The 17,733-nt window shown below is 40.3% G+C and carries 8 protein-coding genes and 1 pseudogene; 4 read left to right on the forward strand and 5 right to left on the reverse strand.

Annotated elements, in window-relative coordinates:
* The first annotated feature begins 325 nt into the window (after positions 1-325).
* The gene (locus BCU94_RS15355; RefSeq protein WP_102476877.1) at positions 326-823 is read left to right on the forward strand and encodes a lactoylglutathione lyase family protein; all 498 of its coding nucleotides are present in this window, start codon (positions 326-328) and stop codon (positions 821-823) included.
* A 159-nt stretch (positions 824-982) separates the two neighbouring features.
* On the opposite strand, the gene BCU94_RS15360 is transcribed toward BCU94_RS15355, so the two are convergent.
* Positions 983-1,924 (reverse strand): kelch repeat-containing protein, encoded by a 942-nt coding sequence (locus BCU94_RS15360; protein WP_102476878.1) that lies wholly within the window; start codon positions 1,922-1,924, stop codon positions 983-985.
* Between the two features lie 300 nt (positions 1,925-2,224).
* Between BCU94_RS15360 and BCU94_RS15370 the strand changes: the two genes are divergently transcribed.
* Together BCU94_RS15370 and BCU94_RS15375 are read left to right on the forward strand one after the other, a co-directional pair.
* The gene (locus tag BCU94_RS15370; protein ID WP_102476880.1) at positions 2,225-5,209 is read left to right on the forward strand and encodes a TonB-dependent receptor; all 2,985 of its coding nucleotides are present in this window, start codon (positions 2,225-2,227) and stop codon (positions 5,207-5,209) included.
* A gap of 604 nt (positions 5,210-5,813) precedes the next feature.
* A complete protein-coding gene (locus tag BCU94_RS15375) occupies positions 5,814-6,695 on the forward strand; it encodes an NAD(P)-dependent oxidoreductase (RefSeq protein ID WP_102435635.1) in 882 nt (293 codons plus the stop codon).
* Positions 6,696-6,828: 133 nt separating this feature from the next.
* Here BCU94_RS15375 and BCU94_RS15380 read toward each other — a convergent pair whose 3' ends face one another.
* From BCU94_RS15380 to BCU94_RS15395, 4 genes are all read right to left on the reverse strand, one after another.
* The gene (locus tag BCU94_RS15380; protein ID WP_102476881.1) at positions 6,829-7,746 is read right to left on the reverse strand and encodes a neutral zinc metallopeptidase; all 918 of its coding nucleotides are present in this window, start codon (positions 7,744-7,746) and stop codon (positions 6,829-6,831) included.
* 480 nt (positions 7,747-8,226) lie between these two features.
* Entirely contained in the window at positions 8,227-11,838 is a 3,612-nt protein-coding gene (locus tag BCU94_RS15385) for a VCBS domain-containing protein (RefSeq protein ID WP_102476882.1), read from the reverse strand.
* A gap of 63 nt (positions 11,839-11,901) precedes the next feature.
* Positions 11,902-14,940: a TonB-dependent receptor gene (locus BCU94_RS15390; RefSeq protein WP_102476883.1), complete on the reverse strand. Its 3,039-nt coding sequence runs from the start codon at positions 14,938-14,940 to the stop codon at positions 11,902-11,904.
* Positions 14,941-15,172: 232 nt separating this feature from the next.
* Positions 15,173-16,162, reverse strand: a complete 990-nt coding sequence (locus BCU94_RS15395; protein WP_102476884.1) for a polysaccharide lyase family 7 protein — start codon at positions 16,160-16,162, stop codon at positions 15,173-15,175.
* Between the two features lie 835 nt (positions 16,163-16,997).
* On the opposite strand from BCU94_RS15395, the pseudogene BCU94_RS15400 reads away from it, so the two are divergent.
* A pseudogene (locus tag BCU94_RS15400) lies at positions 16,998-17,628 on the forward strand (transposase); the annotation flags it as partial.
* Positions 17,629-17,733 lie beyond the last annotated feature (105 nt).

Consider the following 17,733-nt stretch of genomic DNA (forward strand, 5'->3'; position numbering starts at 1 on the left):
TTTAGAATGTCGAAAGTGGCTCATATACTGTGGTGGTTTGAAAAGTATCAAACTGAAAACTAAATCAATAAACAAACCACAGTTTAGATAATCACTGCAACACAATAAAGCCAGCATATTTTGCCCCGCAATATGCTGGCTTTTTATTTATATACCAGAGCGATAACCTTCCATACACGCATTCCTTAGCCTAGTTCACCTTATCTAAATGATTTCTGTTGATCGAATAAACCACTTCAGCCGTATCTTCAGTGCAACTTTCTATAGTTTGGCTATATTTGAGCAGTAATAAACTATGCCAATTCTCATATGATAAGGAACACAGATGACATATCCACGTACGTTTAGCCATATCGGTATCTCAGTGCCCGATCTTGAAGCCGCGGTAAAGTTTTATACCGAGACATTAGGTTGGTACCTCATTATGGCGCCCACTGAAATTAAAGAAGATAACTCCGCCATTGGTGAAATGTGTACTGATGTATTTGGGAGTGGTTGGGAACACTTTCGCATTGCTCATCTATCCACTGGTGATAGAGTTGGAGTTGAAATTTTTGAGTTTAAAAATCAGCAAAATCCAAAAGATAACTTTGAATATTGGAAAACCGGCGTGTTCCACTTTTGTGTACAAGATCCTGATGTTGAAGGGCTTGCAGAAAAAATTGTTGCTGCTGGTGGTAAAAAACGTATGGCAAAACCACGTTTTTATTACCCAGGTGAAAAACCATATCGCATGATATACATGGAAGATCCGTTCGGGAATATCCTTGAAATATACTCACATAGCTATGAACTAACCTACTCTGATGGTGCTTATAAATAGCGACTATCAAGCTTTAAAAGGCGGGTTATCAGCTGTAGTTATCGACCATTGTAGATAGTTCAAACATGCCCCGTCCGCTAAACCTTTAAAAAGTAGCCATTGATGGGGCATGATTGATTTCAGCTGTGAACAGCCTGAATAAGCTTACATTCGCTAAAACTACAATTTAAAGACTTGTATATCTTTCAGATATTGACCTTTTATGTCGGTATTGCCGCCAATCACATAAGTGGTGTCACCGAGTGTGGTCGCTGCATTATGTCTACTGGCTTGATAACCAATATCAATCTTCATCCATTGCTCACTGACAAAATCGTATGCGTAAGTTAATGTCAAATTGTCATAACTCCCAAATACAAACAGCTTTTGGTTAACCACTGACATTGAATGGGCACTGATAGCTTCAGGTAAAGCGGGTAATGATTGCCACTTTTTTAATTGCGGATCATATTTTTCAAAAGCTGTTAATGAGTTTTTATTATCATAGCCACCCACCACATAGATATAACCATCATGAACCACTGCTCTAGTTTCTTTCGTGGTTGGCATATTGGCCGCTCTAACCCAGCCTTGTGTCTCACCATTTAACACAGCGACTAAGCCACTCGGTGCTAACTGACCATTTTTAGGGTATGAGCCACCAACAACATAAATATTACCATTTAACAAAACGGCACTATTACGTCTTGTTGGTGCAGGTAACGGCTTGGCAAAGCTAACTTGGTGGGTCACGGTATTAAACACTTCTACGCGGTGTTCAAATCTAAATTTTTGGGCCTCAAAGCTGACACCACCAATAATATAAATTGACTCTTGCCCATCCCAAACCGCAGAAAAAAACCTTCTTGGGATGAGTTTATTCGCTAACACCTGCTTTTTACCTGATATAGGCTCAATGATTTCAATGTCGGAAAGAAAACCTGTGCTGTTAGACCCTGCCAATACATAGATGTTTTGACCATCATTGACTGCGGCATGACCAAATCGAGCGCTAGTCAAGGTAATGGGCTCAGGGTGTAACACAGGATTGCTACTACAACCGCTAAGAATCATTAAAATAAGTATCGGTAGTAATAGAAAATTAATTTTTGGCTTCATCATGTCTTTAATCCATTAAATTATGAAGGCCGTAGAATATTGAAGTATCCTTTCACCGTCAATGAGTTACCTAATTTTCATTTACCTAAATTCAAGCTATTCTGATTATAACCGCTCCTTTATACAATTCCTTACTCAGCTGACTTACAAAAATTACGGCTACCAGCATACACTTTGGTATAACAAAGTTAATACTTTGGTAATAATGGTTGCGACTATTGGTAACATGTTATATAAATGTATCAACCGATTAAAAGAACAGCAATTGGTCATACAAAAATTAATGATTTCTTGGGGGGAAATATGAAGCTGAATAAAATAAGTTCGATGTTTACTGGGGCTAGAAGTAAAGCAAATAATATTAGTATTTTTGGCGCAACATTAACGGCAATGTTATCAATGTCGGCAATGGCAGCAGAGCCTGAAGCCCAGACAAATGCAGACGCTAGCGACACAAACGAAATTGAAGTCATTGCCGTTCGTGGCATATTTGGTAGTTTAAAAGCAGCTAATCTACTAAAACGTACCGATGATAGAATTGTTGATGCGATTGTCGCTGAAGATATTGGTAAGTTACCTGATAACAATATTGCAGAAGCGCTACAACGTATCACGGGTGTTTCAATAGCAACAGATTTTGGTGTGGGTGAATCAGTTACCATTCGTGGCGTATCAGAAAACCTTATTTTACTAAACGGCCGTTCTACAGCAGGCCCTGGTCGTGGCGGTATTAATTTATCCGACTTCCCTTCAAGCTTCTTAAAAACAGTTGAAGTCATTAAGTCTCCAACACCTGACATGATTGAAGGTGCGTTAGGCGGCACGGTTAATATGCAAACGGTTCGCCCACTCGAACTGAGTGAGCCATTAGTGGCTATTACTCTTGATGGTGAATACGCAGATAAAACAGAAAATATTGCTCCTAACTTCACATTGGGACTGGGTAATAATTGGGATTTAGGCAGTGCCGGTACGTTTGGTGCTTCTGCTAACTTATCTTACTTAGACCGTGAATTACGCCGTGATGAGTACTTCAATAAAGTTGATTTACTAGACAATATTGATATCAATGGTGATGGTACAGTCGATGATTCTGGCGGACCAAATGGTAAGTATCTACGTAGAACCCAAACAACGGCAGAACAAAAAACAGAAGAACGTGAACGTACAGCTGTGGGTATCTCACTACAGTGGGAACCAGAAAGTGCCAACGCCAATATTTACCTTGATTTAAACGGCACCAAGTTAGACGGTGGTCAATCAGCATATTCAATTCTTGATGTGGGTGGTAGTACTGTTGCTAGAGATGACTCTTACTATGACAGCAATGGCCAACTACACAATTACGATCTAGATGGCGTGTTGGTTATTCCTAAAACATGGAGTGACTTTACCACATCAGACTCAACCTCACATGCCATTGGAGGTGAGTGGTTTCTGTCTGATAATATTGAACTTTCAGCCGAATATTCATTATCAAAGTCAAAAGAAAAACAAACCGCCAATGAATTTAATTTACGTCCAATCGAACGTACAGATCCAACCCTTGACCTAGTCACTCATACCAGCACGAGTAGTTCATTTAGTGGCAGTGGTATCCCAGGTTACACCTATGCTGATAATGGCATGCTAACCAATCCTGATAACTTAGTTTTCCGTGAGTTTTTCCATAAAACCTTAGAAACTGAGAATGAAGAACAAGCACTTCGATTTGATTTTAAGATTTCTGATGTTGGTGTCGATTGGGTTTCAGCTGTTAAAGCAGGTGTACGCTTTACTGACAGAGATTACTCTGCTAACCGTTTTGACCTAAAACCTAATGGCACTACCCTTAAGGACTCATATAAAAAAGCCACCAACGCTGATGGTTTATATAGCCCTATTTGGATTGACAACCCACTGCTTAGCGACAGCATGAATGTGGTTAACATGAGTAACTCATTCGACCAAACAGGCATTGCCGGTCAAAATGATATGTTGACATATAATGTATATGACGCTGACCAATTGCAAAATACCGAACAAACTTATGCGTTAGTTCAACAGATGTTGCAAGATACATCATATGCAATGAACGGTACTTTAGCCGATAATATGGTCGAAGATTCAAGTGCCTATAAAGAGATTAATGAAACAACCAGCGCTATATACGCACAAGTTCACTTAGACTTTGATGATTTAACCGCTGTTGTCGGCGGACGTTATATTCAAACTGACTTAGAATCAAGCGTGGTTGCATCAGTCGATGCCAACGGTAATAAAGTGCTTGATACCGGTAAAAATGATTACTCAGATTTCTTACCGAGTTTAAACGTCACATATACCCTAACTGAAGAAACTTTATTACGTTTCGCAGCGGCAAAAGTGATGCGCCGTGCTGACTTTGATGAACTAAGCCCTTCGTTAACTATTGATAACTCTTTAGTGACCGGTACTCAAGGTTCATACGAGTTAGAGCCTTACCGTGTTACACAATATGATCTTTCAGTAGAACATTACTTTGGTAACGGCGGTATCGTTTCAGCAGCATTATTCTACAAAGATGTTAACTCATTTACTCAAACCGACAGTAGCTGTTTAGCTGATGCCAATACGGTTTCAGGACAAAATACCACTGAATGGGGCAACATTTGTTTACTTGATACAGCAGGTCAAAGCCAAGGTGATGTCAACTTTGCTACAGAAGATCAAGGCTTAGCTTATGTTGATGCTCAAAAAGCTGCAGGCCAAACAGGTATTGTGGTCGACACTGATGTTAACGGTGGTAGTGGTAGTGTTCAAGGTATTGAACTAGGTTACCAACAACAATTTACCTCATTACCAGGCTTATGGTCTGGCTTCGGTGTCAATGCCAACTACACCTATGCAGATAGTGAACAACCTGATGGTAACCCATTATTGAACATTTCGGAAAACACCGCGAATGGACAAATTTACTGGGAAAATGAGGGATTGCAATTCCGTTTAGCGTACAACTGGCGTGACCGTTACTTATACTCACAAGCAGAAAAACGTGTTCAAACTGTCGGCGCATTAGGTTATAACGTCTTTAACCAAAATGATCCTACCTCTGATAATTATGATGCAACTGTTGGTAATAACTACCGTGAAGCACGTGGCCAACTTGATTTCTCAGCAAGTTGGGATATCAATGATAACTTCACCATTGTAGGCAATGTGGTAAACCTCACAGGCGAACCAATTGAATACACCACTGAACTGGATTCAGTGTGGAAATACAGTGAAGCGGATCGTCGCTACACTGTCGGTGTTCGCGCTAAGTTCTAATGAGAACATGGTAATGTAGAGCCTATCAGTTGATAGGCTCTTTTCTCATAAAAGACAAATTAAAGGTCACATAGATAATACAAAATGTAGATTAATCAATATTCCGATTAAGACTAAAAGCACTGTTTTATAGACTTTTAGTCTTATACCGAAATATATTTAGCACTTAACTGTTCAGTAATGACACGTTCAATACACAAGCAGAACAGAGCAAGTAGTTGAATAAAAACATTAATGTGATTTAGGTTACACAAAAATTCATTTTCGAGTGTTTTTGCTCAAAATAACAGCCAACCCTTTTTTAGTCACACTTTTGCAAGAGAACAAATAGTGTTTGGTTGACAAAGGTGACGACTATACCTACCATATTGTAATACAAATTGGTAAGTGAGTATTGGGCGATATAAAAGCCTTGTAAACGACATCTAATGTTAAGAAACACGACACGATTAATAGATAAAGAGTTAATTCTTAAATAGAGCTAATAAGTTAACTAGCCTGAGCTCTAGAGCACTTTTTATATAAATAACATTGCCCACCTTCATATTAAGGTGAGCAACTTTCAATTCAGATAAGCATATATCAATATATTTAGGAGTTAGAAATGACAAAACCAGTCATCGGATTCATCGGTCTTGGCCTTATGGGCGGCAACATGGTTGAAAACCTACAAACACGTGGTTACCAAGTTAACGTTATGGATCTTAACCAAGATGCAGTTGATGCAGTTCTTGCTCGTGGCAATGCTACCCAATTCACTTCTGGTAAAGAATTAGCAGCGGCTTCTGATATCGTTCAATTCTGTCTAACAACTTCTGCAGTTGTTGAAAAAATTGTATACGGTGAAGATGGTGTTCTAGCCGGAATGAAAGAAGGTACTACATTAGTAGACTTCGGAACTTCTATCCCTGCTTCTACTATCAAAATTGGTGCAGCGCTTGCCGAAAAAGGCTGTGGCATGATCGATGCGCCTCTTGGACGTACTCCTGCTCACGCTAAAGATGGTCTTCTAAACATCATGGCTGCTGGTGACATCGACACATTCAACAAAGTTAAACCTGTTTTAGAAGAGCAAGGTGAAAACGTATTCCACCTAGGTAAATTAGGTGCAGGTCACACAACTAAGTTAATCAATAACTTCATTGGTATGACTACTGTTACAGCGATGTCTCAAGCGTTTGCAGTTGCAAAAGCGGCAGGTGTTGACGGTCAGCAATTATTCGACATTATGTCTGCTGGCCCTTCTAACTCACCATTCATGCAGTTCACTAAGTTCTATGCTGTCGATGGCGAAGAGAAGTTAGGTTTCTCGGTTGCCAATGCAAACAAAGACCTTGGTTACTTCTTACAAATGGTTTCTGACTTAGGTACTGAGTCACCAATCGCTGAAGGAACGTCTAAAGCACTTCAAGCAGGTGTTGATGCAGGCCTTGGTCAAAATGACGTACCTGTTATCTTCGACTACTTCACTAAATTAGAGAAGTAATTCGATATTAACTTATCGTTAGCTTATAAGTTAAACGCTTTATAAGCTAGGCACTAATAAGCCGTTGAATATCAACGGCTTTTTTATTTCAATTAAACTCTCACTCGCTTAATAATACTCGACATTCTTTTCTCTAACTGCCTTTAAAGGTATCACAACTTTCCATATTGCCGCTGGCAAAACCGACTTGAAACCATTTCACTCTTTGTGCCGAGCTGCCATGGGTAAAAGAGTCAGGGCTGACATGGCCTTGTGATTGTTTTTGTAAGGTATCATCACCGATAGCGCTTGCTGCAGTTAAGCCCTCTTCAATATCACCTGCTTCAAGTAGCTGACGGCTATTATTCGCATGATTGGCCCAAACACCGGCAAAACAATCCGCCTGCAATTCCTGCTTAACCGACAGCTTATTGCCCTCAACTGCGCTTAACTTACTGCGAGCGGCATGAACTTCACTGGATATCCCCAGCAGAGTTTGAATGTGATGACCTACTTCATGGGCAATCACATACGCTTGGGCAAAATCACCAGGCGCTTTGAACTGATTTTTTAATTGCTCAAAAAAACTCAGGTCAATGTAAACTTGTTGGTCTGCAGGACAATAAAATGGCCCCATAGCAGACTGTGCCATACCACAAGCTGATTTTACTGCATCACGAAACAACACTAAACTTGGCTCTTGATAGGTCATGCCCCGCTGCTGAAATAAACTGCTCCAAGTTTCTTCCGTATCAGCAAGAATTACCGCCACAAAATCAACCTGCTCTCTTTCTGCTGCGGTTTCAGTTAATGGCGCGGTAGAAACACCTGTAGAGGTTTCTTGTTGTAGCCCAAGTCCACCTAACATATTACCTAGGTTGCCGGTAAATAATCCGTAAGCGCCCACACCCACAATCAGTATCGCGGTTCCTTTAAACCCAAGCACCTTAAATATCATCGGTAGCAGTCGTAAAATGCCCCCACCACCTCGCCCAAAGCCACCAGCACCTGAGACTTGCGTATTACGACGATCTTCTACATTGCTACTTTTACGCTTTCCACGCCAACGCATAACGCTACCCCGACATAATTACAAACATACACTTTAAAGAAATCATTAATGCCATTTTCAACTAGATTGGAAGCCTGAACGCCCTACCGACTCTTAACTTTTTAGTTACTAAAGGCTAATGACTATATAACGACAAAGACTGCTGAAAGCCGCAACCACAGCACCAATAAACATAGCATAGTTAAACTAGCCTAGCGTTTTAGAAAAGTTTCGGCTAACCAGATAAGTTTAAAATTGATGAGATAGAAAGCGGTTCATTTGATCAGTTGATATTGTCAACTTATCGAGTTTAACAAAATAACCCAATAAAATTAGCTCTAAGCTAAATGTTGGATACAACTAACCCTTTAAAAGAGCGAAAGTCGCATTCAAATAGCACACTTTGGTCTACAAAATAAGAACAAAAAATGCCGCTATCAATAAGCGGCATTTTTAACACATTGTTTAAAACATTAATTTACAACTGCAAGTTGATTAGCCTTATTGCACTGTTGCTTCGGCAGAACCAGAGTAAGTCGTACTTAGATCGTCACCCACAGCATAACTTTCGAAGTCCTCAGATAGAACCGCCGTATCTGTTGCATCATCAATCACGATGTCATCAGCTAATAACTCTTTTGCTGACTCTTTCGAAGAGCTACCAATACGAATTTGATAGGTTTCTGTTGCACTGCCCGTATTAATGGCAACATAAGGGCCGTAGAACGTTGTGCCACCATCAATTGACACAGAATAACCTGTCGCAGTCCATTCAAGCACTACATTAATATCAGTATCATCTGTATACGTTAAGCCATCAATGATTTGCTGATCTTTATTTGCATCACGGTATTTAACGCTGCCATCATTACTTAAGACAATTTCGCCCGTTAAGTTACCTGAAGAAGCAGAGCCTCCGTAAACACTAATATAAGCAGTATTATCTTCAGAAACACCATCTGTAGCAGTAAAGCCAGCAATGGCTTGTAACTTAAGGGTTGTAGAAATAGAGCCTTCAGCAAGTGGGTCCGTTGTTAAGCGTAATTCAGCATCAGCGTCTGTTGTTGTATCAGCCATTCTGGCAACTTTATTTACACTACTTCCCGCTATGGTCATAACGGTTGCTTCAGCAGAGCTTGAGTAAGTCGTGCTTAAATCTTCACCTTCAGCAAATATCTCGAAGTCTTCAGACAGAACTGCCGAACCTGTATCATCAGCAATGACGATGTCATCAGCTAATAATTCTTTTGCTGACTCTTTCGAAGAGCTACCAATACGAATTTGATAGGTTTGTGTTGCACTGCCCGTATTAATGGCAACATAAGGGCCGTAGAACGTTGTGCCACCATCAATTGACACAGAATAACCTGTCGCAGTCCATTCAAGCACTACATCAATATCAGTATCATCTGTATACGTTAAGCCATCAATGATTTGCTGATCTTTATTTGCATCACGGTATTTAACAGTACCATCATTAGTAAAGACAATTTCGCCCGTTAAGTTACCTGAAGAAGCAGAGCCTCCGTAAACACTAATATAAGCAGTATTATCTTCAGAAACACCATCTGTAGCGGTAAAGCCAGCAATGGCTTGTAACTTAAGGGTTGTAGAAATAGAGCCTTCAGCAAGTGGGTCTGTTGTTAAACGTAATTCAGCATCAGCGTCTGTTGAGGTATCAGCCATTCTAGCGACATTATTATCTCCAGTAGCAACAACAACTGTACCAGTAATTGTGATTGCTAATTCAGCGGTAGTACCATCGAAAGATTCAATCGTAAAGGTATCTAATTCACTTTCTCCCACAACAAGTGCAGCAATCGTGGCGTCAGTGGTATCGAGGGTATAGGTCCATGAGCCATCATCTAATATTGATAATGTACCGTATGTACCCATTAAGGTTGTCTGAACAATAGAATCTTCGCCAACATCTGGGTCAAGTACACTTACAGCACCTGTTGCCGTTGCCTCATTACTTGCAATTCTTCCAGTTAAATCAAAAAATACTGCTGGCGTAGGTTCTACTGTGCCATCGCCTGCATCAAATACGATAACTTCTGAGTAAATAGCTAAGCCATACTTGCTGTCTGTACCATCTAAAGTTTCGCCTGCATCATAACCTTCAAAGTCATCTGAAAATATACTTGTTGTGCCAGCTGTATCAGAAAATACCTCAATATTATCAACATAAAAAGAACCAAAAGGAATCGTTCTATCATTATCACCGAATCTAAATTGGATAGCTTTCACACCATCAGCGAACCACTGGTCTAAGCCTGTATAATCAGAGTCAACAACCGCTGCAGTAGAGAAAGAACCGCCACCAATTACTTCACCATCAATAGTCACGGTAATTTGTTCTGTTGCATCTAAGTCCCATGTGATCTCTACATCATAAAACTGCTCTTCAACAAATGGTGCAGTGATTAAATTTCCAGGGTAAGCGTCACTGTCAGTATTTCGAACAAAGAAACGTGGATCAATTATAGTGCCGTCGTCTCCAGTTTGAGTTCCTTGAATACGTAAATCCATTAACGATTCACTAGAACTGCCAGAAGAACCATAAAGCGTAATATAAGCATCTTTAATATTTCCATCACTACCAAGAGCAACCTCTTTAGATAAAGATGCACTCAGCTTACCTTGACGAAGGTTATCAACGCTAAATCTAATCTCACCCGTATCGCCGCCTGTATCGCTTATTTTTACAACCTGAGTAAGCGAAGCAACACGAATATTAATTTCAGCAGTGGTACCATCAATAGAAGCGATAGTGATTGAATCATACACAGAATTACCTAACTCAAGGCTAGCCAGAGTTTCGTTTGCAGTCATAACTGTATACGACCAGCTACCGTTAGCGCTGATACTAAATGTACCATAATCAAGTGCTACATCAGTTTGCGCAACAAAAGCATCTTCTTCAAAGTTTGGATCAATAATGGTTAATGAACCAGTTAATGGAAGCGTAGCAGTATGTTGAACAGTACCAGCCAATTCTCCTTCGATGATTGCTGCAACAGGGTCATTGTTATAACCCACAGCGGCTCCAATTCCGTCAAGTAACGCTTCATCAACTGAATCAGCAACTTGTGAAGTAGTTTGCAAATTAATTTGTGCAGTCTCAAGTGTCACTAAAGACTCTTCAGAAAAAGAACCATCAGCGACGTCACTAGCAAGATCTTGCATAACGGTAGATAAATCTGCGTCTGCGTTGTCTGCGTCAACTTGTGATAGTAGCGCTAGCACAGAACCATATCTATCAGCATCTTCAGCACCATCAGCACCAAGTTCAACAGTACCAACTAAAGTAGGAAGCACTTCTGTTGTATCAAAACGAATACCAAAACGAGCATTAATTATTTCAGCTTCTTCAGCAAACTGGTTTAAATCACTACCTGCGTTTTGAACAGCCATTTCGGTTAAAGGAGAAACAACATAAGTAGGTGGTGATACTAATACTTCCTCACCCATGTCATCTAAAACTGGATTCCCATCTTCATCAGTCTGAACACTATTTTCAACTACATTCACTACAGATCGTAGTTGAGGAGCATCTAAGGTTAAACCTGTTGATTCGTCCGTATAAGTACCGCCAGTACATGCAATTAAACCCGTACCTTCGAAATGTACGTTGCTAAATGTAACGCCACCTGAAGTGTCAGAGGTTGCAGCAGCTTGTGCAGGAAGAACCGCAGCACCACTATCATCAACTTTAAATATGTCACAAGTTGCACCATCAATAGGGCCCTTAATAATGCTAGCAGAAACATTTAAGGTTGGGTTGATAACAGGTGTAGATGCACCAACACCTTCGGTAAAACCTGCCTCATCAGTATAATTAGCAGAAACAGAAATGACTGAACCTTCATCAGCTTCAGTAATGGTGATGGATGTACCAATAACACCTGTTGACCATACGTAAGTAAGTGTGTCAGCTATAATTCCGTCAGCATCAGTAGCTGCTGCAGAGATTGTTTCGCCAGCGATAAAATTGCTTCCGGTTATTGCTATACTACCGCGAGTATTTCCATTTAGTTCAGCACCGTCATCACCGCCACAACCTAATAGACCTGTCGCAATGATGAGCGGTATAAAGGATTTATTATTCATTTTTATGACTCCAAAAAGATTCTTTTCCAAATTTAGCTTGTTTTATTTAAGTACTATACTTGGCTAGTACTTAAAGCTGACACCTGCGAACAGGCGTGGACCGTAATCACTTACTTGACCCAAGTTACCTTGGGTATAGAAGTCATCACTGCGAGGCTCACTGAACAAGTTAATTGCTGAAACTTTAACACGAACGTGTTTATTGATTTTGTATGCAGCACGAGCTTCCCAAGTACCTGCCTCATCAACATAACGCAGTCTTGTGCCGTTAGAAGTGTATGGTTGGAAGTATTCGCTACGATACTTGTAGATAAGCGCAGTATCAAAATCGCCTATTTGATAGTAAATCTGGCCATTGAATACATGCTCAGAAAATCCTGGTACTGAGGCTGGAGGAACAATACCTACTTTATCCTGAACAACAACGCCATCTAAATCTGTCGTAAAGGTATTACCGTAGTTACTATCTTCAAACTCATAGTTTGTATCTGCCCAGTTATAGCCAAGCTTCACACCAATACCTAAATCCCAACGATACGCAAATGACGCTTCGAAACCATAAAGGTCACTACTTTCGTCAGTAGTGACTGAATTAGTAATAGGTAAAGAAACTTCCACACCGTCAACGATAAACGTCTCTAACTGTGTTTGCTGTTGGAAACCGCCATTGAATTGCTTGTAGTAAACACCTAACGCTACCATCGAGTCATCGCTTGGATACCATTCAACAGCCGCATCATAGTTCCATGACATTAATGGTTGAAGTTCAGGATTACCAGCCCCTTGAGCCCCCACTAACAAGTCTTCAACCGATGTAGGGTCATCTGAATCATCAGTTAGGAATTCACGGCTATAACCTAGATCAGAGGGATCTGCACGTGACATACCTCGGTAAATACCGGCCCTTAGGAGAATATTGTCATCATAATCAACGACTAAGTTAACACTTGGTAGTACTTCAGTGTAATCACCGCCAGATTCAATCTGTTTAATATTACCGTTTGCTACTAGTTCGACCACACCTGTCGCCGGATCAGTGACAGTGTCAAAAGTGTCTCTAAAACCAATAGAAGTAACGTCAGTATTCACTACACGAACACCAAAGTTACCACGAATAAATTTACCAAACATTTCAGTGTCGTAGTTAAGCATTGTATAAGCAGAGGTAGTTTGTTCTGTTACGTCAATGGTGCCCGTATTCTCGTATATAACTTCTGGGTATGCGAATTCGCCGCCTTGTGATGCTGCGACTGCTTGAGAGAAACACTCGTTATTGTAAGTTGCCCACGAAGCGCCTGTACCGCTTTCTACAACATTTCCTGAACTGTCAACATGGGTGATAATATTACCGTCAGAAACGCTAGATAAAAAATCAGTCTCAGGGAAGGCAATTTGGCAACCTTCAAGTACATCGATGGCCGATGTTGTAGATTCACCTAAATCATATGTCGTTCTTGAGCCATTACCGTTCGTGCCGCCATATTGAACAAACGTTAGCTCAGAAAATCGAACGCCAGCTTGAACGCCACTAAAAAAATCACCGTCTAGAATATAATCAATATCAACGCGTGCACCCATAATTTCGTTGTCGCGGACATTTTCTCTGTCGATACGAGTACGAAGGCTATCAGTAAAATTGGAAATATCAGTCACATCAAAATCAGTCACTGTGAAATGAGGAATATGTTCACCTAAATCCCAAGATATGTAAGGACGATCGCTCGTTCTCCCTCGGTTTGTTATTTGTAATTCTTCACGGCTGGTTTTAGAATAGCCAAGGTCAACACTAATCTTTAGATCATCAGAGAAAAAATGTTCAACGTTCAAGCCATAACCACGATAGTTTTCTTCACGTGAAAATTGCTCGCCCGCTGATTCGATGCGTTCTTCACCTTCCCAATGTAGAATACCGCCAACATCGTTTGTGATCAGATTCTGTCCCGTTACACCCGGTGTAACGCGCTTTTGTAAGAAGATTAAATCATGACGCGCTTCTGCTTGGGTACGATCTGAAATTTGCGCATCAAAATTGATATCCCAATTATTTGAGGGTTGGTATTGTAGAGCAAAGAATAAAGCGTCTCTTTCATCAGATGTTTCATTTTGACGGAAGCTTCGGCTTGAGCCAGTCCATGCGTATTCCCTGCCATCATCGACTGCAAGACCTGTTTCTGGATCAATTTTATTATTGTAGCCTTGGTTACTCGAACCATCTACACCATCTTCACAATCGCCCGCTGAGCTACGGAAAAAACCGGTATTGGTATCGGTTGGATCATTCAAACATGCCCACAAAGATGAACCCGTTGGGCTTGAGCTTCTATATTCAGCTTCTGGCTGGCTAATATCTTGACGTTGAAAGCCTACACTCAAACCAATTGCTTGACCGTTATCAAACTCAAACTGGTCAACATAACTGAGTGTTCCACGGTAGCCCAAATCATCTTGAAGTGAGTTGTCAACGTTTGCCTGGTCTGGGTTGTAGTTAGCTTTTACTTCAGCCTGAAAACGTTGCTTAGCAAAATCTAAAGGCTTAAGTGTCTCCAGGGTAATAACACCGGCAACCCCACCTTCAATCATTGAAGCGTCTTGTGTTTTATAAATAGCCACTTTCTGCATCAGCTCTGATGGGAACTGAGAAAAGTTAACTGAACGGTCACCACTACCATTGGTCGCTTCACGGCCATTGATGTTAGTGGCACTTAAGAATGGGCCTAAACCACGAATACTGATTTCAGTAGCACCACCATTTTCACGGTGAGATGATGCACCCGTTAATGATTCTAGCGCCTCACCAATTGAAAGTGCAGGTAAATCACCAATATCTGAAGCAGATAAACCGTCAACAACCGTGGTAGATTCACGCTTTATTGCAATTTGGTCTTGAATTGTTCTACGTGTACCAGTAACTACAACAACTTCTATATCATTATCAACTTTATCTAGATTTTCAGTTTCTGCTTCTTGTGCTATTGCCGAAAATGCAAAAGAACTGGTTACAGAAGTAAATGCAGCAAGCTTCATCCATTTTGCTATAGGTGAAAGCTTGAACTTCCCTATTTTATGGATGGGTTTTGTTTTTTTACTTAATTTCGTCGACATACCGTACTTCCCCTTAGTATTTTAATAAGCATGTTAATGCCATATATTGGTATATGTTTTTATTGCTAGCAGGTTACTGCCATTAAATTCTTATATTTAAATTAGAGTTATATTAATTTCAACAGACGAAACCCAAACAAAAGTTTTAACCTATTAATTTAAATGAAAATATAACCAATAATTGTAGTTACGAATTACGAGTTACGAATTTTAAATTGATGTGTTAACTGCGCTAAAATTTATACCCTTTATGTATGTTATGGATATGATAGAAAGTGGCTTGCACATAATCACCATCAGCGCCGTCATTGTTTTGATTATAAACACCCGCTTTAAAGTACATATACTGGTTACTAGCACTATAACCACTACCTTTCATATCGTAGTACTTAGTAATATTAGGCTTACCTTCCCTGATTATAGTGACGAACAACACTTCATCTTCGACGGAAATTTTATAAGAGAATTTTTCGTTTAAGGCGATTCCGTCAACAGGGTCTGACAAAGTATGTGAACGTGAGCCAATCATATTTATCCAAATATCATCACCATCATTTATTTCATGGGCAAAATAAATAGCCCCTTTCGAGTTGGCTGGTAATTTTCGGTAATATAAACGAATAGGTTCGTCATCCGTCGCGTGAATTTGCCCGATGACCACGCGTCCAACCTTTTTTTTATCACCTGTGGTAGATACTCGGTTTATTGCCAAAGTCCCTTCCAAACTGCCTTCAACACCCCCAGACTTAGCTTTCGCCGAACCATGCGCATTGCTGAAAACCCAGTTATTTTTTGTCAGGCCACGAGTTTTAATTTGAACATTACCTCTACGTAGCATTTCGCGTAGTTCGGTTCTCGCATATTTTGTATTTTTTGAGGTCTTGGCACCTACGTTTGGGCAAGCGAATACCAAGCCACCATCATCTGCTGTATAAAAAAATGGCTTTAAGTCAAAGCCTTTACCTAATGATTTCTCATAGACGGTATCAGCTTTTTTATCTTTGTTGAGATCGGTTGGCAACGTTAACGACCAATCGAGTAAGTCAAAATTTTCACCTGGCTTTTTAAGCGGATCGAGTTTTGACAAATCTCCCAGTAAAACACCTTCAGCAAGGCTAGTGTGTGACTTAGGAATAAGCGTATTCTCCTCAATTTCCTGAGCATTGAGTGATGCGCTAAAAACAGCTAAAGCAAAAACTAGCAAAGCGAAAACGTCACACATTTTCTTTTGAATATGTCGGTAAGATTTATATGTGTTGATATTGGAATCCTTTATAATTTACGATCTCTTTGTTGAATATGTTCGTATATTGTTCGGCTTAACTATTTTCAAAGCTTACTTAGAATACCTATATGCGCAGCATATAGTGGCGCACCTACACATGAGCTTAACTAACCCTGAAAAACGTAATAAAAATAGGTAAGACTTTGCTTCTAATTAACACCAAAAATTATCTAATTTCGTTGTAAAAAGAAGCAGAACTCTTTGTTGTATATGATCAAAGAGCAATGATTAATTGTTACGCACAGAATCACACACAACCCACCCAACACAGCTACATACTTAACAACCTGTTTACATCTGTAACTTTGCGTTAAACAAAATATAACCACCACAACACATCATTGTCAACCAAAAAAGCGTCGCAGGCATTACCAAAAACCAAAATTGGTAGTAACTATGACATAAAAAAGATTAACGCATTGGCTTTACATATTTCTCTCTCAATAGAAAAGACATAATGAACAATAACTTACAGGAGAGTCAGGCTGTTATTGTTGAATGGTTTTTATATTCACTACCAATGGATATGACAACATTACCAAATAACAGAACAAAGTTAGTCAGTGACTCAGCTGTATTTCAAACTCGCAAGGTGTTATTACCAATTTTTCTGCGCAGGTATTACCAATAGATAATGTAATGAGATTACAGTTCAGAACTAATATGCAGATTATGAGCTGTACGATAATTCGTATTGATTGTGATTTATCATTAATGCTCTTGTTGAACAAAGCTGCGCTGTCAGGCGCATTAGTGCTGATTTCGATGCATGTCCTGATTTAACCTGGCCAAGGTGTGGCGAGCAGGATTGCTGACGCATTTGACCGATAAGCTCAACATCAAGCTACCAACCGCTATCCCCAAAAAGTGGATGGTAGACTGCCAACATGTGGGCAAAGGGCTGCCAGCGCTAAAGTACCTGTCGCGATACCTTTATCGCGGTGTGTTACCCGATAAAAATATCGTCAGCAATATCGATGGACAAATCAGCTTTGCCTATCTTGAAAACCATGGGCAAAATAGCCAGACCAACACCACTGAGATCCGCACCTTACCCGTTACCCAATTTCTATGGTTGGTACTGCAACATGTGCTGCCGAAGCCTCTTGTTCAAGAATAGTGGCGAGTCAGAGACTCTTAACAATGAGAGTGGATTACTCAGAGGAGGTGCTACCAAGCTGCGGCAACGAATACGCTTGATGCTAGCCGTTGCTGGCACCGTGTTTGCGCCGCTCGAAAACACCACTAAAACTCAAGCCATACGACCTTGCCCTTGCTGCCAACAACCGATGACATTTATGGGTTGCTGGCAACAAAGGGATGAAAAAGTGCATGAACGACTGACAAACTTTCTTAGGCAAAACCAACGAAACCTAACGCCACTGTTTAAGCGGAAGGATTAAAAAGTTAACACTTAAGATGCGGAACAAGAAAAGTATAAGGAGGTGCTAAGGCATTGATATTTGGGGTAACGAAATTAGCTGACGATGCTAAGGGATCGATGCGGC

It is taken from the genome of Shewanella sp. 10N.286.52.C2 (assembly GCF_002874545.1).
Classification (GTDB): domain Bacteria; phylum Pseudomonadota; class Gammaproteobacteria; order Enterobacterales; family Shewanellaceae; genus Shewanella.

Excerpts from the sequence above, each read along its gene's own strand:
- BCU94_RS15355 (WP_102476877.1), top strand. The coding sequence starts at position 326 with ATGACATATCCACGTACGTTTAGCCATATCGGTATCTCAGTGCCCGAT.
- BCU94_RS15360 (WP_102476878.1), bottom strand. The coding sequence starts at position 1,924 with ATGATGAAGCCAAAAATTAATTTTCTATTACTACCGATACTTATTTTA.
- BCU94_RS15370 (WP_102476880.1), top strand. The coding sequence starts at position 2,225 with ATGAAGCTGAATAAAATAAGTTCGATGTTTACTGGGGCTAGAAGTAAA.
- BCU94_RS15375 (WP_102435635.1), top strand. The coding sequence starts at position 5,814 with ATGACAAAACCAGTCATCGGATTCATCGGTCTTGGCCTTATGGGCGGC.
- BCU94_RS15380 (WP_102476881.1), bottom strand. The coding sequence starts at position 7,746 with ATGCGTTGGCGTGGAAAGCGTAAAAGTAGCAATGTAGAAGATCGTCGT.
- BCU94_RS15385 (WP_102476882.1), bottom strand. The coding sequence starts at position 11,838 with ATGAATAATAAATCCTTTATACCGCTCATCATTGCGACAGGTCTATTA.
- BCU94_RS15390 (WP_102476883.1), bottom strand. The coding sequence starts at position 14,940 with ATGTCGACGAAATTAAGTAAAAAAACAAAACCCATCCATAAAATAGGG.
- BCU94_RS15395 (WP_102476884.1), bottom strand. The coding sequence starts at position 16,162 with ATGTGTGACGTTTTCGCTTTGCTAGTTTTTGCTTTAGCTGTTTTTAGC.